This is a genomic window from Mesorhizobium sp. LSHC420B00, assembly GCF_000503055.1.
Taxonomy (GTDB): domain Bacteria; phylum Pseudomonadota; class Alphaproteobacteria; order Rhizobiales; family Rhizobiaceae; genus Mesorhizobium.
In genome coordinates this window covers 161578-180599 of the sequence record NZ_AYVY01000001.1, presented here as the reverse complement: position 1 = coordinate 180599, position 19022 = coordinate 161578, and the positions used below count along the sequence as shown (strand labels likewise).

Here is a 19022-nt window from a genome sequence, read left to right as displayed (position 1 = left end):
ATTAAGACCGGGCTGAGCCCGAGGCCAGTAAATAGTCCACCAACGGAACAAAGCACCGCCGGTGGGCATTAACATCTGACTTCGGAGGCGGTTCCAATGGCAAAACGACCACCTGAGATAAAGCCGGCCAAGCGAGTCCTGTTGCCGTCGCCGGATCTGACCAAGTTCCCGGTATCCGAAAATATTCCGCCTCGCCTGCTCGCGCTCGCGGAACGGTTGCAAGAGGTCCTGGCGCGCCACTTTGCAGACGTCCGCGCCGACAGCCGTAAATCCCGCAGGAAGAAGGAACAATGAGGTGCGCGACCTGCAAGGCTTGCATATCCTGATCGTCGAGGACGAATGGATGCTGGCGGGCGATCTTGCACGTTATTTCAGCAAGATGGGCGCCGTCGTACTTGGCCCCGTGGCGACGGTCGAACAGGCATCGAAACATACGGATGAGGCGGAAGCCGCGATCCTGGACGTCAATCTCAACGGAAGGCGGGTATTCCCGATCGCCGACGAACTGATGCGCCGTGGCGTGCCGTTCGTGTTTTTCAGCGGCGACGAAGACATCGTTATTCCTGAGCGCCTTCGATATGCCAGCAGCCTCAGAAAATCCTCGGACGGCCAAGCAGTCTTCGATGCTCTCTTCCCAGCCGAGACGTCGGCATCGAAAGGAGGCCGAGCGTCCGAGCCCTCAGACGACGTATTTTCGCTGCTGCCCAAGCTCAGGCTCGCGGCGCGTCTGCTGCTGGGAGATATGGATGCTTCCGACCGGCTGGTCGAGCGAACGCTCGAGCAGGCCATCGGCGAGATCGACAACAGACGATCCGGTTCCTCGACAGAGGATTGGCTCAACGGCATCATGCGAAACATCGTCAAGGCACGTGGAGCAAACCTGCTGCACTGACCATGGCCGCCGGCAACTAGACGATGTTAGCTTTTCCGGCTGCGCTCGACGAATTTGTTGAAGCGGCTGGTCTTTCCGCCGCTGGTCTCATCCTGGTAGAGGAAGGCCAGTTCGTTCTCATCGAATATCCTGAAGAACTCGTCCCACTCGACGGGCTCGAACGTCTCTTCAGGCTCGCCGAAATCGATGCGCAGTATGCCCCCCTCGCCCTTGGTGCGCACCACCGCCGGCCGCCCGTCGCGGTCTTCGGCCCAACGGCGGATTTCGTCATGATCGGTGGTCGTCTTCGATTCAGACATGGCAATCTCCCTTCGATTCCACCGCGAGATCCCCCGCGTTGCACAACCAGCAGATGCATCGCTGCCCGGCATGTGCGCGCGGTTGGTCGAACATGGCTCCTAACACCAAGCAGCCTTCGATGTTCCCACGCCTGGTTGAAACCTACCCCGGCGAGCCTCCTGAACTTTGTTGAAGCAAGGGAACAAACCTTTCGCCCGGAAGTTTGGGGCGGCAAAGCCATTCGTATGAGGAGTTGTCGTGAAACGTATACTGGTCACGGGAGGCTGCGGTTTTATCGGCCGCCACGTCGCCCAGGAACTCGTTGAACATGGCTATGGGGTTTCAATTCTCGATGCGCTGCTGGATCAGGTGCACGGCGGCGAGGCAATCAGCCTGCCGGCAGGCGCCAAGCTGATCAAAGGCGACGTTCGCGATCGCGACGCTATCATAGAGGCGGTCGAGGGTGTCGACGCGATCATTCACCTGGCGGCTGAAGTGGGCGTCGGCCAGTCCATGTACGAGATCGCCCGCTATGTCGGCGCCAACGACCTCGGCACCGCCACGTTGCTGGAAGCGCTGATCAAACGGCCGATCGAACGGATTGTGGTCGCTTCTTCGATGAGCGTCTATGGCGAGGGTCTCTATGCCACGCCAGACGGCCGGCGCATCGACAATGCAAGACGGCAGCCGGACGACATCCGCAGCGGCCAATGGAATCCCCTGTCGCCGGAAGGTGAAGTCCTGTCGCCGCTGCCGACCGACGAGGAGAAACCGGTCGATCTAGCCTCGATCTACGCACTGACAAAATACGCCCAGGAACGCGCCGTACTGATCTTCGGCGAAGCCTATAGCGTCGACGCGGTGGCGCTGCGCCTGTTCAATGTCTTCGGCGCCGGACAGGCGCTCTCGAACCCGTATACCGGCGTCCTGGCGAACTTCGCCTCCCGCATCGCCAATGGCCAGCGGCCGCTGATTTTCGAGGACGGCGAACAGCAGCGCGATTTCGTGCATGTGCGCGACGTTGCCCGCGCCTTCCGCCTGGCTCTGGAACAGCCCCAGGCGCGCGGCCACGTCATCAACATCGGCAGCGGTCGGGCCTACGCGGTCAGCGACGTCGCCCGGCTGCTCGCCGAAGCCATGGGCGTGCCTGGCCGCCAGCCGGAAATCCTCGGCAAGGCACGCTCCGGCGATATCCGCAACTGCTTTGCCGATATCTCGAAGGCGCGCGAACTGCTCGGCTTCCAGCCGCAGCACCGGCTGGAGCATTCGCTCGGCGATTTCGTCGCATGGGTGCGCAACACCGTCGCCATCGATCGCAGTGCCGAGATGAAGCGGGAACTCGAAGCGCGAGGGCTGGTATCATGAGACCGGAGTCACCCGATTTTCGCGAAGCGCCCATCGCCATTATCGGCGGCAGCGGCTTTATCGGCTCCAACCTCGCCGACAGCCTGTTGTCGGATGGCGAACCGGTGCTGGTCATCGACAACCTGAGCCGTCCCGGCGTCGAACAGAACCTGGAATGGCTGACGCAAAAGCACGGCAGCCGTCTGACCATCGAAATCTCCGATATCCGCGACGCAGAGGCGCTCGCGCCGCTGGTGGCGCGTTCGAAAGCGGTTTTCCACTTTGCCGCGCAGACCGCCGTCACCACGAGCCTGGTTCGGCCGGACGAGGATTTCGACGTCAACCTGCGCGGAACGTTCAACGTCCTGGAAGCCGCTCGCCGCAGCGGCAAACGCATCCCCGTCGTTTTCGCCAGCACCAACAAGGTCTATGGCCGCCTCGCCGACCTCGCCATGGGCGAAGAAGACGGCAGATACGCGCCTCGCGACGCGGCCATCCATGCGCACGGCATCGACGAGACGCGCGGCCTCGATTTCTGCACGCCCTATGGCTGCTCCAAGGGCGCGGCGGACCAGTATGTCCTCGACTACGCCAAGTCATACGACCTGCCGACGGCGGTGCTGCGCATGAGCTGCATCTATGGACCGCGCCAGTTCGGGACGGAGGATCAGGGCTGGGTCGCCCACTTCCTGCTTAGCGCCTTCTCCGACCGGCCGATCACCATCTATGGCGACGGCAAGCAGGTGCGCGACATCCTCCACGTTGCCGATGCGGTCGCGGCCTATCGCGCCGTGCTCGACCGGATCGAGGAAATCAGCGGCCAGGCATTCAATCTCGGCGGCGGACCACAAAACGCCGTCAGCCTGCGCATGCTGCTGAAGGAGATTCGCGACATAACGAAACGTGACGTTCCGATCCGTTACGACCGCGAACGCACCGGCGACCAACCGTTCTTCGTCGCCGACACACGCGCGATCGAGGCGGCGCTGGGATGGAAAGCGCACGTCCCGTGGCAAAACGGCATCCGCGACCTCGCCGACTGGCTGCAGCGTCATCGCCTCGACCCGCATCCCGAACCGGCGAGGTACGTGGCATGAGGATCGCTCTGGTCAATCCGTCCTGGACGTACCAGGACAGCATCTATTTCGGCTGCCGCCAGCCGCATCTGCCGCTCGAACTCGGCTATTCGAAAGCGCTGCTCGAAGCTGCCGGCCACGAGGTGCTGATGCTGGACGGGCAGATCCAGAAGCTCGACAACGCCGCGCTCGCCGATCGCGCCGCCGCATTCGAGCCTGACATAACCGTCGTCAGCACCGCGCCGACCTACCTGTTCTGGCGCTGCGCACCGCCCGAGTTGCGCGTGCCGGCCGATTTCCTCAATCATCTTGCCGGGCGCGGCGGTCGCACCGTCGCAGTCGGGCCGCATGGCTCGGCGACGCCGAGGCCGACTTTGCGCAAGCTTGGCGTCAACATTGTCGTGCGCGGCGAATGCGAGGAAGTGGTCGCGGAACTTGCCCGGCGCGACGACTGGACTGCGGTGCCGTCCACCGCCCATTTCGAGGATGGAGAACTGGTCTCGAACGGCGGCGTGCATGCGAGCTCGTTCATCGATCACCCGCCGCTCGAATGGCCATCGGACTGGATTGCCGCGCATTCGCACCACCATCACCGCTTCGACGACAACCAGGTCGGTTTTGGCGCGGAGGTCGAGGCGTCGCGCGGCTGCCCGTATAATTGCAGTTTCTGCGCCAAGATCGATTTCCGCGATGCCTATCGCCGCCGGAACCACGAAGCAGTGATCGCCGAGATCGACCGGCTGATCGCACAGGGTGTCGGCTACATCTACTTCATCGACGAGATCTTCCTGCCGCAAAAGGCATTGCTGGAGGCGCTGGTCGATCGCGATGTGAAGTTCGGCGTGCAGACCCGTATCGACCTCTGGAAGCCGGAATTGCTGAAGCTGCTCGGTGCCGCCGGCTGCGTCTCGATCGAGGCGGGCCTCGAAAGCCTGACTGTGGAAGGCCGCGCCATGCTGGCAAAACGCTGCCGTTTGGGCACCGAGGAGCTGGCCGCGCTGCTGGTCGACGCAAGGCGCCACGTGCCGTTCGTGCAGGCCAATCTGATCGGCGTGGTCGAGGACGATCCCGCGCTCGTCGATTATTGGCGAAAGCACCTGATCGACAACGGCGTTTGGGCCAACGAACCGGTGCCGCTCTATCCTTATCCGAGTTCGCCGAGCTACCGCGAACTTTGGGGCGAGCCCGACGACCTCGCCTGGGAGCGCGCGCATGAACATTACCTCGCATCCTTCCGAACGTTCAGCGACATCCAGGAGAAGCGGCCGCGTCCGCTGGCCGAATTGGAGGCCACATGTTGCGGACACTGAGCCCGCCGCGTCGCATACTGATGACCGTCGATGCCGTCGGTGGCGTCTGGCGCTATGCGCTCGATCTGGCCGGGCAACTGGTCGCCGGCGGCGACAGCGTCGTGCTTGCCGGGCTTGGTCCGGAACCGTCCAGGCAGCAGGCCGAGGAGGCCCAGTCTTTCGCGGCGCTGACATGGCTCAACACGCCGCCGGACTGGATGACCCGCAGCGAGCACGTTCTCGACACATTGCAGCAGGAGCTGCGCCCACTCATACGTGACTACGCTGTCGACGTCGTCCATCTCAACGCGCCGACGCAGGCGGCGGCGCTCGACGTGCCCTGCCCCATCGTTGCGGTATCGCATTCCTGCGTCGTGACATGGTTCCACGCGGTCAAGGGACAGGCGGCGGACGGCGAGTGGGCCTGGCAAAAGGACCGTAACCGGCGCGGTTTCGACAAAGCAGGCATGGTCGTTGCACCGAGCCGCAGCCATGCCGACATGCTCGAAACCTGCTACGGGCCGATCGCGCGGCTGAGCGTCGTCGGCAACGGCGCACGGCCGGGCGCGAAGGGCGAAAGGCGGGAATCGGTGGTTTTCGCCGCCGCGCGCTGGTGGGATGAAGGAAAGAACGCGGCGGTGCTTGACCAGGCCGCCCCCCTGACGCGATGGCCGGTCTTCGTCGCCGGTTCGCTGCAAGGGCCGGACGGCCAGCATGTTGGCTTCAGCCACGCCGTTCCCGTCGGGCCGGTACCACACGAGGAAGTGCGCTCGCTGATGGCGCGGGCCGGCATTTTCGTATCGCCGTCGCTCTACGAACCGTTCGGCCTGGCCACGCTGGAAGCCGCAATGTCGGCGACGCCTTTGGTGCTTGCCGATATCTCGACCTACCGCGAATTGTGGGACGGGGCGGCCATGTTCTACGACGCGCGCGATCCGGGCGATCTCGCCAGATGCATCAATGGTCTTTGCAGCGACACGCAGCGCCGGCGAGAACTCGGTGAGGCAGCCGCCCGCCGAAGCCGCAGATTTTCATTGGCAAGACAGGCGACCGCCATGCGCGGCGTCTACGACAAGGCGGCCCTGGCCACCATGGCGGATAGTTGATTATGCGGTTTTTATTCTACACCCATTCGATCGTTTCCGACTGGAACCACGGCAACGCACATTTCCTGCGCGGCATCATGCGCGAGCTGGTCGCGCGTGGGCACCAGGCGATTGCGCTGGAGCCCGCCGACGGCTGGAGCCGGTCGAACCTGCTGGCCGAGAAAGGGTCCTTCGCGATCGAGCGATTCCGGAAAGATTTTCCGGAGTTGATGACGGTCACCTATGACGCCGCCTTCGACCACGAAGCCTGGATCTCCGATGCCGATGTGGTGATCGTGCACGAGTGGACCGCGCCGGACCTTGTCGCGCGGCTGGGCAGGGCGAAAGCAATTGGCGGCCGTTTCACGCTGCTGTTTCACGACACGCACCATCGTGCCATCTCGGCCACGCAAGCGATTTCCGCCTTGCAGCTTGAACATTATGATGGCGTGCTCGCCTTCGGCGAGGCGCTGCGGGAGAGCTATCTTCGCGCCGGATGGGGCAGGCGGGTCTTCACCTGGCACGAGGCAGCCGATGACCATCTGTTCCAGCCCCATCCTGAAATCGACCGTAGCGCCGACCTGATCTGGATCGGCAATTGGGGCGACGACGAGCGCAGCACCGAAATCAGGGAGTTCCTGGTCGATCCGGTGCATGAACTTGGCCTGAGCGGCACTGTCCACGGCGTCCGCTATCCACGCGAGGCGCTCGCCGACCTCGCCGCCGCCGGCCTGCGGTACGAAGGCTGGATCGCCAATGCCGACGTGCCGAAGGCATTCGCGGCGAACCGCATCACGGTTCACATCCCGCGGCGTCCATATCGCGAAAGCCTGCCCGGCATCCCGACCATCCGCATGTTCGAGGCACTCGCCTGCGGCATCCCACTTGTTTCGGCACCGTGGTCCGATGTCGAACGTCTGTTCAGGCCCGGCACCGATTTCCTGTTTGCAAACACCGGCTTCGAGATGCGGCATCATCTTCGCACCGTGCTGCGTGACGCGGATCTCGCCGCATCTCTGGCGACATCGGGCCTCGAGACGATCCGCTCACGGCATACATGCCGGCACCGGGCGGATGAATTGTTCGGCGTGCTCGCCGAATGCGGGCGCCGCCAAGCCGCCGACACGATCCTTGCAACGGAGGCCGCCGAATGAAGATCGCATTTTACGGGTCGAGCCTGCTGTCGTCCTATTGGAACGGCGCGGCCACCTATTACCGCGGACTGCTCAAGGCCCTGGCCAGGCTGGGCTATGACATCACCTTCTACGAGCCGGACGTCTACGATCGCCAGAAGAATCGCGATATCGAGGCGCCGGACTGGTGTGCCGTCGTCGTCTACGAGGCCGCCCCGCATGCGCTCATGCAGGTGGCGGCGCGAGCGGCCGAGGCGGACATCGTCGTCAAGGCGAGTGGCGTCGGTTTCGAAGACGACGCGCTGTTGCGGGCGGTGCTCGATCACGCCCGTGCCGATGCGCTGACCGTATTTTGGGATGTCGATGCGCCGGCGACGCTTGGCCAGTTGCGCGACGAGCCGGATCATCCGCTGCATCGGGCGCTGCAGGAAATCGACCTGGTGCTGACCTATGGCGGCGGCGATCCCGTGGTCTGGGCCTATCGGGCCATGGGGGCCGCCGAATGCGTGCCGATCTACAATGCGCTCGATCCGGAAACGCATCATCCGGTCGGCAAGGATAGGCGCTTTGCCTGCGATCTCGCCTTTCTCGGCAATCGGCTGCCGGACCGCGAGGCACGCGTCGAGGCTTTCTTCCTCGATCCTGCCAGCCGCCTGGCCGATCAGCGCTTCCTGCTCGGCGGATCGGGCTGGGGCGACAAGCAGATGCCCGCCAATGTCCGATGGCTCGGCCATGTCGGCACGCGCGACCACAATGCATTGAACGTCACGGCCAAGGCGGTGCTGAACGTCAGCCGCGACAGCATGGCGGCCAATGGCTTTTCACCTGCGACGCGCGTCTTCGAGGCGGCGGGTGCCGGCGCATGCCTCATCACCGACGACTGGCTCGGTGTAGACCTGTTCCTGAAACCCGGCGAGGAAATCCTGGTCGCGCGCGATGGCGACGATGTCGCCGAGATCATGCAAAGCCTTAGCGCCGAACGGGCCAAGGCGATCGGGGCATCTGCGCTTCGGCGTGTGCTTGGCGAACATACCTATACGACACGGGCCGTTTTGGCCGACGCCATTTTCAGGCGCCATTTCGAGCGCCCGACCGTGGAGGCTGCGGAATGACAAAGCCACTCGACATCGTCTTTCTTGGCCTGTCGCTCTCCTCATCCTGGGGAAACGGCCACGCCACCACCTTTCGGGGGCTGCTTAAAGGTCTCCACGAGCTCGGCCACCGCATCACCTTCCTCGAACGCGACGTGCCGTGGTACGCAAGTCACCGGGATCTGCGCGATCCCGATTTCTGCGCCTTGCGCTACTATGAAACGACCGATGATCTTCGCCGCAATTTTGCGCGCTGCCTGCGCGAGGCCGATATCGTGGTCGTCGGCTCCTTCGTTCCGGAAGGCCCTGAAATCATTGAGGTCGTGGCGTCGCTGTGCACGGGTCAGTTCTGCTTTTACGACATCGACACGCCGGTTACGCTGGTGAAACTTTCAACCGATGATTGCGAGTACATTGCCAGGCGGCAGGTCCCGTATTTCGATGTCTATTTCTCGTTCACCGGCGGACCGACGCTTGCCCGTCTGACGGCTGAATTCGGCGCAAGGCGGGCCGAGCCGCTCTACTGCTGCGTCGACCCGGAACGGCATCACGGAACCGGTGATCCAATGCGCTGGGATCTCGGCTATCTCGGCACCTACAGCCCCGACCGCCAGGCGACGCTGGAGGCGCTGCTGTTCGAGCCGGCGCGTCGCATGCCGGAGCGCCGCTTCGTCGTGGCCGGCTCGCAATATCCGCGCGAAATTGCCTGGCCGGACAATGTCGATCGCATCGAACACCTGCCACCGGCAGATCACGCAGTCTTCTATAGCCGCCAACGCTACACGTTGAACGTCACGCGCAGTTCCATGATCGCGGCCGGATGGTCGCCCAGCGTGCGCCTCTTCGAGGCAGCCGCCTGCGGCACCGCGATCATCAGCGACTGCTGGACCGGATTGGACAGCCTGTTTCCGGAGCGGACAATCCACACGGCGCGCAGGACCGAGGACGTGATCGGCATCCTGTCTGGGGAATCCGACGGTGCCCGGCTTGCCATGGCCAGGCAAGCGCGCGCGCTCGTCCTGGCAGCCCACACAAGCACCGCGAGAGCCCGCGAATTCGTTTCGCTGCTGGCGCGGGCCAAATCGCCACGTTCTGCTCTCGATCTGGATGTCGAGAGTGCAGCATGACCCGCAGACGGGAGAAAATAGAGATGCAGCTATCAAGAAAGGCGGAACGGACCAGGACCGTGCTTGTCGCCGGCGGCGCAGGCTTCCTCGGTTCGCATCTTTGCGAGACATTGCTCCAGGCCGGCTGGCGCGTGATCTGCGTCGACAACTTCCTTACCGGCCGCATGGAGAACATTGCATCGATCGCCGATCGTCCGGATTTTCGGCTGATCAAGCAAGACATTTGCCGGCACTTGGAGCTTGGCGAACCTGTGGACCGCATTTTCAACATGGCGTGCGCGGCCTCGCCACCACGCTATCAGGCCGACCCGGTCCACACGACGCGGACTTGCGTCATCGGGACGCTCAATCTGCTGGAGCTCGCCGCCCGCAACGGCGCCCGTTTCCTGCAGGCGTCCACCAGCGAAGTGTATGGCGATCCAGAACAGCATCCGCAAAAGGAGGACTATGTCGGCCACGTGAACTGCATCGGCCCCCGCGCCTGCTATGACGAAGGCAAGCGCACCGCCGAAACCCTGTGTTTCGACTATTTGAGAATGGGAAAAGCCGATATCCGTGTCGCGCGCATCTTCAACACTTATGGTCCCAGGATGGACCCTGCGGACGGACGGATTGTTTCCAATCTGATCGTGCAGGCACTCGAGAGACGGCCGCTGACGATATTCGGCGACGGGCTGCAGACCAGGTCGTTCTGCTATGTTTCCGATCTGGTCGACGGCTTGATCCGGTTGATGGAGGTCAATCCCAGCCCGCGCCAGCCGGTCAATCTGGGCAATCCGGGGGAGTTCACCATCCTGCAGTTGGCGGGCCTGGTGAGGCGCATGACCAGAACCGGATCGGCCTTGAAATTCCTGCCGCTGCCGCAAGACGATCCTCGTCGTCGGCAACCCGACATTTCCCGTGCAAAGAAGCTTCTCGGCTGGTCGCCAAAAGTGCCGCTCAGGCAAGGTTTGATGCATACAGTCAGCTATTTTACCGAGCTTGAGACGACGCAGACGGTCGACAGAACACGGCGAATTGCCACCAGCGTGCATTCTGCATCAGGCCGGCTGCAAAATCTGCCGGCCTGACGGCAGTATTTGCCACGTTCCCCTCGGAGATCACGGTCGTTTCGCGCCGATCGTCGGTCACTTTTTCTCGTCGCGGGAACAACCCGTCCAGCTTGCGGTTCGGCCAGGGTACCGGCATGGAGACGATTTGTGCATCCAAAGCGATCCGCCAAAGACATCGAGCAAATGGCCGCAAGGGAGACGGCTGCCTTCCTGCGGCGCGCCTCCATCACCTATCTGGAATGTTGCGTGAGCCTGATGCTGACGCATCTTCAGCGGGAAGAGGTAGCCGCCATCCTCGAAAAGGAAGCGGATATGCTTCGCCGGCTGGACTGATCCTGCTCGAAGGGCCGCAGGTGCCCTTGGGTATCCAGGAACCGAAGCAACATCGCCGTATAACGTCTTGCCGCGGCCGCCAGCCGGATCTGTTCCCGATCATCGCCAGATCGTAAAGCCATGCTCCACAAGCCAAGCTGGAAGGCGAGATAGCAGGGCTCGTAGTAGTGGACCAGATTGGCATCGACGGGACGGGAAGCTCTCGCTTCCACAACCTTGCAAAGCGCCGCAGTCGCCGCGTCCGAGAGGCTGTATTCGACGCGGGCGCCGGCAATGTCCCAGGCGATGTCCTGACAGCCGACCAGATCGTGCGACCGGCAATGGTCGAGGGCGTCCGTCTTGATCAGCGTTCCGCCGCGCGAAAGGATGAACTCCCACGGATGAAGCCGCCCGTCGATCTCGACCCGCTGCATATTCTTGGGTGAAGCCTGGTTCGAGAACCAGTTCTGCAGCTCCGCCGCGCGGCGCTCGCCCAGCGCCTCACTTGTATTCCGCACGGCCATGTCGGCAAGCGCCTCCAGCGAGGCGCCCGGCTCGGAGGCGGGCAGATTGGCTGCGCGCCAGGCCAGATAGCGCGCGAGATGAGCGACCACTTTTTCTTTCGAAAGCCTTGCCCGGTCCAGCGTTGTACCGTCGATCCAGCGTTCGACGAGAAAGCCATGGCACAGCCCGGCGACTTCCGGGCCAAAGCCTGCATCATGTAGCCTCCCGGCAGTCCCGGCCTTGTGCATTCCGATTTCGCCGAGCCCGACGAACTTGACCGACCATTTTTCCCGGCCCGCAGAAGCGAGGAACTTTCGCCGCTCGAAGCCGCGGTGAACGGGTGGCCAATGATCCTGCGAGTGATAGTGCAAGCGACGCCACTCTCCGCCGGATGTTTCCGCCAGGCTGGCCGCTGTGCTGCCGATGGTCCGGGCTACCCAATTCCGCAACGTCGGGACAGCGGATCCAGCGGGGAAAGTGCGTTCGAAATCCGCGGTGTGTTTTTGGCAAACCCTCCATGCCTCGCGACTGTCCGCCGAAGCCTCGGGACCCGGGCCACCCAAATGGCTTGGGAACAGATGGATGCGCCCGGCATCGATGCCTAGCCCTTGCAGCCATGCGACCACGGCGTGGAACGAACTGCCGGACAGGCCCGGGCCTTCGTCGACGATTGCAAAGCGGGCCGACGGCTTCGTCATCCAGCCACCGATCAGCTCCGGATCGGCGGCAAGCCGCCTGCGAAACGGGTGGCCGGTCGGACGGACGCTGACGGGTGCTGGTGCGCCGATGGCTGCAGCCACCATCGCTGCAAGCCCCAGGCCGATGCTGCGGATGCCGATTACGCATGTGTTCGCATCGAGACCCGACTGCCGCGCGGCGACGAAATAGCTCTCCGGATAAAGCGCGTAATGGGCGTAGCCCTCAGCCGAGCCGGTCAGGATGTCGCCATCGCATTCGAGTTCGGCCAAAATTCGCGGCACGTCTGCCTCGACCGGGCCATCGATCGTGAACCCGGCCTCCCACGATCTACCCACGTGCCGGGCCAAGCCGACCAGGAGATTTGCGCCCGCGATCCGCTGTGGGGAATTCCGGTCCGTGCCGTTGGCCTCGAATTCAGCATCGGCAAGGCCCTGGACCAGTTCCGAGGCCCTGATGAACAGGCCGACCAGGGCTGCGTGGCGCTCGATCCCACTTGGCATGTCCGCAATGTGCTCGGCCGCTTTGCACGCTGAGCCGCGAACAAGTTGCGCGCTCTGCATTTGCTTGTGGTCGCCATAGACGATCATTGTCCCGTCCTGGTTGGCCTCACCCCTCGCTGCACAACTCGGCGGGCGCTACTTTGATCCACTATCGGTTGCACGATTTTTGCAGCCGGCAAGGAACAATCCGGGAGGAAGGCGGTTTGGCACGAAGAACTTACCTTCAACAGCATAGGCAGCGGTTTCGTGGGATCGAAGAAAGTTCGAATCGGTATAGTCGGCGTCGGCAACTGCGCTTCCTCCCTTGTTCAGGGCATCACCTATTACCGCGACGCAAGGAGCAATGAGCCCATACCCGGGCTGATGCACGCCGATCTTGGCGGCTACCATGTCAAGGACATTGAAGTGGTCTGCGCATTCGACGTCGCCAAGGGCAAGGTCGGACGCGATGTGGCAGACGCGATCTACAGCGCGCCGAACAATACTTTCCGCTTTGCCAATGTGGCGCCTACCGGCGCTCGCGTCGAACGCGGACCGACGCTGGACGGCATCGGCAAATATCTGCGCGACGAGATCGAGGAGGCCGACGAGCCGGTCGCCAATGTCGGCAAGATCCTCGCCGACAGCGGCGCCGAAATCCTGGTGTCCTATCTGCCAGTCGGCTCGGAGGAGGCAACGCACTTTTATGCCGAGTGCGCGCTCGATGCGGGCTGCGCCTTCGTCAACTGCATACCAGTCTTCATCGCCTCGCGGCCGGAGTGGCGCCGCCGCTTCGAGCAACACGGCCTGCCGCTGATCGGCGACGACATCAAGAGCCAGGTCGGTGCGACGATCGTACATCGTCTGCTTGCCAACCTGTTTCGTGAGCGCGGCGTGCGTATCGATCGCACCTACCAGCTCAATTTCGGCGGCAACACCGATTTCCTCAACATGCTGGAGCGCGAGCGGCTGGAATCGAAGAAGATCTCAAAGACGCAATCCGTCACCAGCCAGATCGATGTTCCCTTGGAGCCCGGCAACATTCACGTCGGGCCGAGCGACCACGTGCCGTGGCTGACCGACCGCAAGTGGGCCTATATCCGGGTCGAAGGCACGACCTTCGGCGGTGTGCCGCTGAATGCCGAGCTCAAGCTGGAAGTGTGGGATTCGCCCAACTCGGCCGGGGTCGTGATCGATGCGGTGCGTTGCGCCAAGCTGGCGCTCGACCGCGGCATCGCAGGCGCGCTGACCGGTCCCTGCAGCTATTTCATGAAATCGCCGCCCGAGCAGTTCACCGACGCGGAAGCCCGCCAGCGCACGCTCTCTTTCATCGCCGGTAAGGACGAGCCGATGCTCGATGCCGCGGAATGACGACGACGTTCTTTCTGGTCCGCCACGCCGCGCATGACAATGTCGGCTGTTATCTTGCCGGACGGATGGCGGGCGTTTGCCTCGGCGAAGCCGGCAGGGCACAGGCCTCGCATCTGGCTGACCGTATGGCACGCGAGGCGATAGCGGCAATCTTTTGTAGCCCGCGCGAACGCACGCAGGAGACGGCCAATCCGATTGCGCTCGCCTGCAATGCCGGTGAAATCGTGATCCGCGAGGAACTCGATGAGATCGACTTCGGCACCTGGTCGGGAAAGACCTTCGAGGAACTGAACCAGGATGCCGACTGGCGGGTGTGGAACGACCAGCGCCAGCAGGCGAGAACACCGAGCGGCGAGACCATGCTGGACGTGCAGCAACGCGTCGTCTCGCTGATCGAGCAGGTCCGCGGAACATACCAGAACCAGTGCGTTGCACTGGTCAGCCATGCCGACGTCATCAAGGCCGCCGTGTGCAAAGTGCTCGGCCTGTCGCTGGGGAACTGCTTTCGTTTCGATATCGACCCAGCATCGATCACCACGGTTGTTTGGGGAGACTGGGGGTCGAAGCTGATCAGACTCAACGAAGCTGCCTGACGAGGAATTGCCGGATGCGCATGGTCATTTTCGGTCTTACCGTGACATCGTCGTGGGGCAACGGGCACGCCACGCTGTGGCGCGGATTGATCCGGGCGATGGCCGGGCTGGGCTGGTCCATCACCTTCTTCGAACGCAACACTCCCTATTATGCCGGGACGCGCGACCTCGACCAGCTGGATGGCGGCAGCATTGTCCTTTATCCGGACTGGCAGGACATCCAGAGCGCTGCCGAGCAGGCGGTGAATGAGGCCGATGTCGTCATCGTCACCTCCTATTGCCCCGATGCGGTGAGCGCGTCGCGCTTTGCCCACCAGGCCTGTCGCGGGCTGAAGGTCTTCTATGACCTAGACACGCCGGTGACGCTGGCGCGAATCGAACAAGGTGAGCCTCCGGCCTATTTCGGGCCGGAAGGGCTTCGGGATTTCGACCTCGTGCTGAGCTACACGGGAGGAACCGCGATCGATGCGCTGAAGACGATGCTGGGCGCGCGCCGCGTCATGCCACTCTACGGCCATGTCGATCCAGAGCGACACCGGCCGGCCCCGCCCAAGCCGGAGTTTGCCGGCGACCTTTCCTATCTCGGGACGTATGCGGCAGACCGCCAGACCGGGGTCGAAAGGCTGCTGGTCAGTCCGGCTGCGCGCCTGCCGGATCGCCGTTTCATCATTGGCGGCGCACAATATCCGCAAGAATTCCCGTGGAGCGACAATATTTTCTTCGTCCGTCACCTGCCGCCCGCCGAACACCCCGCCTTCTTTTCATCATCACGGCTGACCCTGAACGTGACCCGCGAGGCGATGGCCGAAAGGGGCTGGTGTCCTTCCGGCCGGCTATTCGAAGCCGCCGCTTGCGGTGCTGCGATGGTGAGCGACACGTGGCCGGGACTGGAGGCCTTCTTCCGGCCCGGCGAAGAGATCGTCGTGGCCAACAGCACCGACGACGTGGTCGCCGCGCTCGACCTGCCCGACGCCGAGCTTGACGCGATCCGCCGCCGAGCGCGCGAGCGGGTGCTGGACGAACACACCTCGGCGCGGCGGGCGAAGGAATTCGACCGCATCCTGTCCGATGCACTGCACGGCTCCACGCATGGCGAGCCGTTGAAGGAGGCAGTTTGATGTTGGGCATCGTGCCCGCAGCCGGACGGGGAAGCCGCATCCAGCCGCTCGGCTTTTCGAAGGAGCTTCTGCCGGTCGGCAGCCGCATCGACGGCAATACCGAGCGGCCTTGCGCGGTCAGCGAATACCTGGTGCGCCGCATGGTGCGCGCGGGGGCTGACAAGATCTGCTTCGTCATCGGCTCGGGTAAGTCGGATATCCTCGAATATTATTCTGCCGGCTATGCCGATGCGGCCGCTCTGTTCGTGGTGCAGCCCTCTCCAGTCGGCCTTTGCGACGCCATCTTCCGCGCCGCACCACTCGTCGCAGCCGACGAGACCGTTCTGGTCGGGTTGCCCGATACGATCTGGTTTCCCGAAGACGGCTTCTTAGCGCTTCCGGACGACGGCCTGTCCTTCCTGCTGTTTCCGGTGGACCAGCCGGAATTCTTCGATGCCGTCGTTGTCGACCAGAACAGCCGGGTGAAGCAAATCCAGGTCAAGCAGCAGAATGCCGCGTCGAACTGGATCTGGGGTGCGTTCAAGATGCCCGGCCACACCCTTCACCGGCTTGCCGCGCTGTGGCGGGAGCGGGACCGGTGCGACGAATATATCGGCACGCTGGTCAATGCCTATCTGGCCGCCGGGGGTGAAGCGCATGGCATCAAGGCTGGCACCGCCTATGTCGACGTCGGCACCTTCAACGGCTATCGCACGGCACTTCGGCTGCTCGAAAGCGCCGCCGGTACCAAGGACGACCAAGCCGCCATGACGCTGCCCGGCCACCAGCACGTCCCTATCCTCGCAGGCGAAGGAGGCTAGCCATGCTGCATTCCGATGCCGAAATCCGCCGCCGCATCGATGCGCTCGGCCCATGGTTCCACAATATGGAGCTGGCCGGCGTGGAAACGGCTCCCGATCATTTCCTCGGCAATTACCCGCTGATCAAATGGCGCAAATTCGCCGACGCCATTCCCGCCGATCTTTCCGGCAAGGCGGTGCTCGACATAGGCTGCAATGCAGGTTTCTACTCTATCGAGATGAAACGCCGCGGCGCCGGTCGCGTGCTCGGCATCGACTTCGACGAGGCATACCTTGCGCAGGCGCGCTTTGCCGCTGAGGTTGCGGACTGCGACATCGAATTCCAGCAGCTCTCGGTCTACGACGTTGGCGCGCTGCGTGAGCGGTTCGACATCGTGCTGTTCATGGGAGTGCTCTACCATTTGCGCCATCCCTTGCTCGCTCTCGATCTGATCCGGGAGCACGTTGCCGACGACCTGATGATTTTCCAGTCGATGCAGCGCGGCAGCACCGACGTGCCGGCACTCGAGCAGAATTATCATTTCTGGACGCACGACCTGTTCGACCGGCCGGAGTTCCCAAAGCTGCATTTCATCGAGCATCGTTATGCCGACGACCCGACCAACTGGTGGATTCCCAATCGCGCCTGCACCGAAGCCATGCTGCGCAGCGCCGGCTTCGAGATCGTGCTGCAACCCGAGCAGGAGGTCTATTTCTGCCGCACCGCCGACGTACCGGCCGGCGGCGGCGCCATCTACCCGTCGAAAGGACAGATAAATGATTGAAGCCGCGATGATCTGGAACGAGCCAAACAACAAATCCCACTGGGATCCAGAGCTCGATCCCGACTGGAGCCGCTTCGCCAACATGGCAATCCTGGCCGCCGACGCGATAGCGTCGGAGAATCCGGCCTTGACCAAGGTCCTTGGCGGCATCTCGCCGATCGACGCCGCCTTCATAACACGGATGCAGGAATTCGGCGTGCTCGATCATGTCGACGCGGTCGCCGTGCACGGCTTTCCGCTCGACTGGAACCTCTGGCAGATCCACGAATGGCCGCAGAAGATTGGCGAAATTTCGGCTGTCACCGATCTTCCGGTATGGGTCAGCGAGGTCGGCGTGTCGACCTTCGGTGCCGAGGAGGTACAGGCCTGGGGCCTGCGCCGGACAGCGGAACTGCTGATCGGCAACGCACCGCGCATCCAATGGTATAGCCTCTACGACCTGCCGCGCGAATGGGAAGCGACGACGCGCCATCGCGAGGCGGAAGGCTCTTCCTACTACCGCCATTTCTACATGGGCCTGCTGCGCCAGGACGGCACGCCAAAGCCCGCGCTCGAGGAATTCCTGCACCACGCGCCGGCAATGGGACTGGTGCAGTGGTTCCATTTCGAAGATCACCGGCTGGATGACGCCGTCGCCTGGATGAAACGGCTCGGCGTCACCAATCTGCGCACCGGGCTTTCCTGGGCCGACAGTTTCAGGCCGAACGCACTTGACTGGTTCGACCGGCAAATGGAGGCGTTGGCCGACTTCGACGTGACGGTCACCTTCTGCTTCACGCCGGAACACCGCGGAATGATGCCGCACCACGCCAGCCCGCCGCTGGTGCCGGCGGAATTCGCCGAATTCTGCGCGGCAATGACGCGCCGCTATGCCGGCAGCATCGCTGCCCCTTCCGCCGGCAGGCAGCGCGCCTCCGCAGCGTGAGGAGCTTCGGCTCGCCAGCCATGACGCTCACCGTCCTCAACGTCGCCTATCCCCTCGCCCCGGTCGGGCCGGATGCGGTCGGCGGCGCCGAGCAGGTGCTGTCGATGCTCGATCAGGCGCTCGTACAGGCCGGACACCGTTCGATCGTGATTGGCTGCCAGGGCTCGAGCGCTGCCGGCACTCTCATCGAGACGCCGGCCGAACCGGCTGTGCTCGATGAAGCGGCGAAGCGCCGGGCCCAGCGTGCTCATCGCGCAGCAATAGCTACCGCGCGCGCCCGTTGGCCAATCGACGTGGTACATTTGCACGGCATCGATTTCGACGCCTATCTGCCGGGCGATGGGCCGACATTGGTGACCTTGCATTTGCCGCTCGACTGGTATCCGGCCGACGCTCTCAATCCGGCGCGGGAGGACCTGTGGCTGCATGCGGTATCGGCGGCTCAGCAAAGAACCGCGCCGCCGGGCGCCAGGCTGATCGGGCCGATTCCCAACGGAGTGGACGTCGACGCGCTGAGCGAGCCGCAGGCCAAACACGAGTTTGCGCTCGTGCTCAGCCGCGTCTGCCCGGAAAAGGGCATCCATCTGGCGCTGGACGCAGCCAAGAAGGCCGGTGTGCCGCTGGTCGTCGGCGGAAAAGTCTACCCCTACGAAACCCACACCGCGTATTTTCGCGACGAGGTCGAACCCCGGCTGGACGACCGGCGCCGCTTCCTTGGTCCCCTCGGCCTTGTCGCCAAGCGGCGCCTGCTCAACACAGCCCGCTGCCTGGTCATCCCGAGCCTTGCCGCGGAAACCAGTTCGCTCGTCGCCATGGAGGCGCTCGCCTGCGGCACCCCCGTGGTGGCCTTCCCGAATGGCGCACTGCCGGATGTGGTCGAGCACGGCAAGACCGGGTATCTGGTCGGGGATGTCGACGAGATGGCGGAAGCCATCGTTGCCGCGTCCGGCCTGGATCCCGAGACCTGCCGGGCCGAGGCGCGGCGCCGCTTTTCACTCGACCGCATGGTCTCCTCCTACATGGACGCCTATCGGGCGCTGGCACGGCTCGGCACAGACAGCGGACAGCCCGCGGCGGCGAAGTGAGCGG

19 protein-coding genes are annotated in these 19022 nt (G+C 63.5%); 17 read left to right on the top strand and 2 right to left on the bottom strand.

Annotated features, from left to right (window positions below; genetic code table 11):
• Positions 1 to 96: 96 nt before the first annotated feature.
• Both X760_RS77080 and X760_RS41605 read left to right on the top strand, forming a co-directional pair.
• Positions 97 to 294, top strand: coding sequence for a hypothetical protein (locus X760_RS77080; protein WP_023716633.1), 198 nt, complete (start codon positions 97 to 99; stop codon positions 292 to 294).
• A gap of 1 nt (position 295) precedes the next feature.
• The gene (locus tag X760_RS41605) at positions 296 to 892 is read left to right on the top strand and encodes a response regulator (RefSeq protein WP_023716632.1); all 597 of its coding nucleotides are present in this window, start codon (positions 296 to 298) and stop codon (positions 890 to 892) included.
• Positions 893 to 918: 26 nt separating this feature from the next.
• Here X760_RS41605 and X760_RS41600 read toward each other — a convergent pair whose 3' ends face one another.
• The gene (locus X760_RS41600) at positions 919 to 1191 is read right to left on the bottom strand and encodes a hypothetical protein (protein ID WP_023716631.1); all 273 of its coding nucleotides are present in this window, start codon (positions 1189 to 1191) and stop codon (positions 919 to 921) included.
• A gap of 238 nt (positions 1192 to 1429) precedes the next feature.
• Between X760_RS41600 and X760_RS41595 the strand changes: the two genes are divergently transcribed.
• From X760_RS41595 to X760_RS41560, 8 genes are read left to right on the top strand one after another with little or no spacing between them, the layout of a single operon-like run.
• Positions 1430 to 2536 (top strand): NAD-dependent epimerase/dehydratase family protein, encoded by a 1107-nt coding sequence (locus X760_RS41595; RefSeq protein WP_023716630.1) that lies wholly within the window; start codon positions 1430 to 1432, stop codon positions 2534 to 2536.
• Complete coding sequence (locus X760_RS41590; protein WP_023716629.1) at positions 2533 to 3612, top strand: NAD-dependent epimerase/dehydratase family protein; 1080 nt, start codon at positions 2533 to 2535, stop codon at positions 3610 to 3612. Before X760_RS41595 ends, X760_RS41590 begins: the two co-directional genes overlap by 4 nt.
• A complete protein-coding gene (locus X760_RS41585; RefSeq protein WP_023716628.1) occupies positions 3609 to 4901 on the top strand; it encodes a TIGR04295 family B12-binding domain-containing radical SAM protein in 1293 nt (430 codons plus the stop codon). Before X760_RS41590 ends, X760_RS41585 begins: the two co-directional genes overlap by 4 nt.
• Positions 4886 to 5986: a glycosyltransferase family 4 protein gene (locus X760_RS41580; protein WP_023716627.1), complete on the top strand. Its 1101-nt coding sequence runs from the start codon at positions 4886 to 4888 to the stop codon at positions 5984 to 5986. Before X760_RS41585 ends, X760_RS41580 begins: the two co-directional genes overlap by 16 nt.
• Positions 5987 to 5988: 2 nt before the next feature.
• Positions 5989 to 7119: a glycosyltransferase gene (locus X760_RS41575; protein WP_023716626.1), complete on the top strand. Its 1131-nt coding sequence runs from the start codon at positions 5989 to 5991 to the stop codon at positions 7117 to 7119.
• Positions 7116 to 8210: a glycosyltransferase gene (locus X760_RS41570; RefSeq protein WP_023716625.1), complete on the top strand. Its 1095-nt coding sequence runs from the start codon at positions 7116 to 7118 to the stop codon at positions 8208 to 8210. Before X760_RS41575 ends, X760_RS41570 begins: the two co-directional genes overlap by 4 nt.
• A complete protein-coding gene (locus tag X760_RS41565; RefSeq protein ID WP_023716624.1) occupies positions 8207 to 9316 on the top strand; it encodes a glycosyltransferase in 1110 nt (369 codons plus the stop codon). Before X760_RS41570 ends, X760_RS41565 begins: the two co-directional genes overlap by 4 nt.
• Positions 9317 to 9339: 23 nt before the next feature.
• Complete coding sequence (locus X760_RS41560; RefSeq protein ID WP_023716623.1) at positions 9340 to 10386, top strand: UDP-glucuronic acid decarboxylase family protein; 1047 nt, start codon at positions 9340 to 9342, stop codon at positions 10384 to 10386.
• A gap of 251 nt (positions 10387 to 10637) precedes the next feature.
• Here the strand turns inward: X760_RS41560 and X760_RS41555 are convergent, their stop codons facing one another.
• Positions 10638 to 12470 (bottom strand): hypothetical protein, encoded by a 1833-nt coding sequence (locus X760_RS41555; RefSeq protein WP_023716622.1) that lies wholly within the window; start codon positions 12468 to 12470, stop codon positions 10638 to 10640.
• 159 nt (positions 12471 to 12629) lie between these two features.
• Between X760_RS41555 and X760_RS41550 the strand changes: the two genes are divergently transcribed.
• From X760_RS41550 to X760_RS41520, 7 genes are read left to right on the top strand one after another with little or no spacing between them, the layout of a single operon-like run.
• Positions 12630 to 13733 carry a myo-inositol-1-phosphate synthase gene (locus X760_RS41550; protein ID WP_023716621.1) on the top strand — a complete coding sequence of 368 codons (1104 nt, stop codon included), beginning with the start codon at positions 12630 to 12632 and terminating at the stop codon, positions 13731 to 13733.
• Positions 13730 to 14326: a histidine phosphatase family protein gene (locus tag X760_RS41545; RefSeq protein WP_023716620.1), complete on the top strand. Its 597-nt coding sequence runs from the start codon at positions 13730 to 13732 to the stop codon at positions 14324 to 14326. The genes X760_RS41550 and X760_RS41545 overlap by 4 nt, the downstream gene beginning before the upstream one ends.
• 14 nt (positions 14327 to 14340) lie before the next feature.
• On the top strand, positions 14341 to 15444 hold the full coding sequence (locus X760_RS41540) for a glycosyltransferase (protein WP_023716619.1): 1104 nt from the start codon (positions 14341 to 14343) through the stop codon (positions 15442 to 15444).
• A complete protein-coding gene (locus X760_RS41535; protein WP_023716618.1) occupies positions 15444 to 16244 on the top strand; it encodes a nucleotidyltransferase family protein in 801 nt (266 codons plus the stop codon). The genes X760_RS41540 and X760_RS41535 overlap by 1 nt, the downstream gene beginning before the upstream one ends.
• A gap of 2 nt (positions 16245 to 16246) precedes the next feature.
• Complete coding sequence (locus tag X760_RS41530) at positions 16247 to 17008, top strand: TIGR04290 family methyltransferase (RefSeq protein WP_023716617.1); 762 nt, start codon at positions 16247 to 16249, stop codon at positions 17006 to 17008.
• Positions 17001 to 17933, top strand: a complete 933-nt coding sequence (locus X760_RS41525) for a beta-xylosidase (RefSeq protein WP_023716616.1) — start codon at positions 17001 to 17003, stop codon at positions 17931 to 17933. Before X760_RS41530 ends, X760_RS41525 begins: the two co-directional genes overlap by 8 nt.
• Before the next feature lie 20 nt (positions 17934 to 17953).
• Positions 17954 to 19018, top strand: coding sequence for a glycosyltransferase family 4 protein (locus tag X760_RS41520; RefSeq protein ID WP_023716615.1), 1065 nt, complete (start codon positions 17954 to 17956; stop codon positions 19016 to 19018).
• The last annotated feature ends 4 nt before the right edge of the window (positions 19019 to 19022 follow it).

Excerpts from the sequence above, each read along its gene's own strand:
- X760_RS41555 (WP_023716622.1), bottom strand. The coding sequence starts at position 12,470 with ATGATCGTCTATGGCGACCACAAGCAAATGCAGAGCGCGCAACTTGTT.
- X760_RS41525 (WP_023716616.1), top strand. The coding sequence starts at position 17,001 with ATGATTGAAGCCGCGATGATCTGGAACGAGCCAAACAACAAATCCCAC.
- X760_RS41560 (WP_023716623.1), top strand. The coding sequence starts at position 9,340 with ATGCAGCTATCAAGAAAGGCGGAACGGACCAGGACCGTGCTTGTCGCC.
- X760_RS41600 (WP_023716631.1), bottom strand. The coding sequence starts at position 1,191 with ATGTCTGAATCGAAGACGACCACCGATCATGACGAAATCCGCCGTTGG.
- X760_RS41545 (WP_023716620.1), top strand. The coding sequence starts at position 13,730 with ATGACGACGACGTTCTTTCTGGTCCGCCACGCCGCGCATGACAATGTC.
- X760_RS41570 (WP_023716625.1), top strand. The coding sequence starts at position 7,116 with ATGAAGATCGCATTTTACGGGTCGAGCCTGCTGTCGTCCTATTGGAAC.
- X760_RS41535 (WP_023716618.1), top strand. The coding sequence starts at position 15,444 with ATGTTGGGCATCGTGCCCGCAGCCGGACGGGGAAGCCGCATCCAGCCG.
- X760_RS41520 (WP_023716615.1), top strand. The coding sequence starts at position 17,954 with ATGACGCTCACCGTCCTCAACGTCGCCTATCCCCTCGCCCCGGTCGGG.
- X760_RS41565 (WP_023716624.1), top strand. The coding sequence starts at position 8,207 with ATGACAAAGCCACTCGACATCGTCTTTCTTGGCCTGTCGCTCTCCTCA.
- X760_RS41580 (WP_023716627.1), top strand. The coding sequence starts at position 4,886 with ATGTTGCGGACACTGAGCCCGCCGCGTCGCATACTGATGACCGTCGAT.
- X760_RS41585 (WP_023716628.1), top strand. The coding sequence starts at position 3,609 with ATGAGGATCGCTCTGGTCAATCCGTCCTGGACGTACCAGGACAGCATC.
- X760_RS41530 (WP_023716617.1), top strand. The coding sequence starts at position 16,247 with ATGCTGCATTCCGATGCCGAAATCCGCCGCCGCATCGATGCGCTCGGC.
- X760_RS41575 (WP_023716626.1), top strand. The coding sequence starts at position 5,989 with ATGCGGTTTTTATTCTACACCCATTCGATCGTTTCCGACTGGAACCAC.
- X760_RS41590 (WP_023716629.1), top strand. The coding sequence starts at position 2,533 with ATGAGACCGGAGTCACCCGATTTTCGCGAAGCGCCCATCGCCATTATC.
- X760_RS77080 (WP_023716633.1), top strand. The coding sequence starts at position 97 with ATGGCAAAACGACCACCTGAGATAAAGCCGGCCAAGCGAGTCCTGTTG.
- X760_RS41540 (WP_023716619.1), top strand. The coding sequence starts at position 14,341 with ATGCGCATGGTCATTTTCGGTCTTACCGTGACATCGTCGTGGGGCAAC.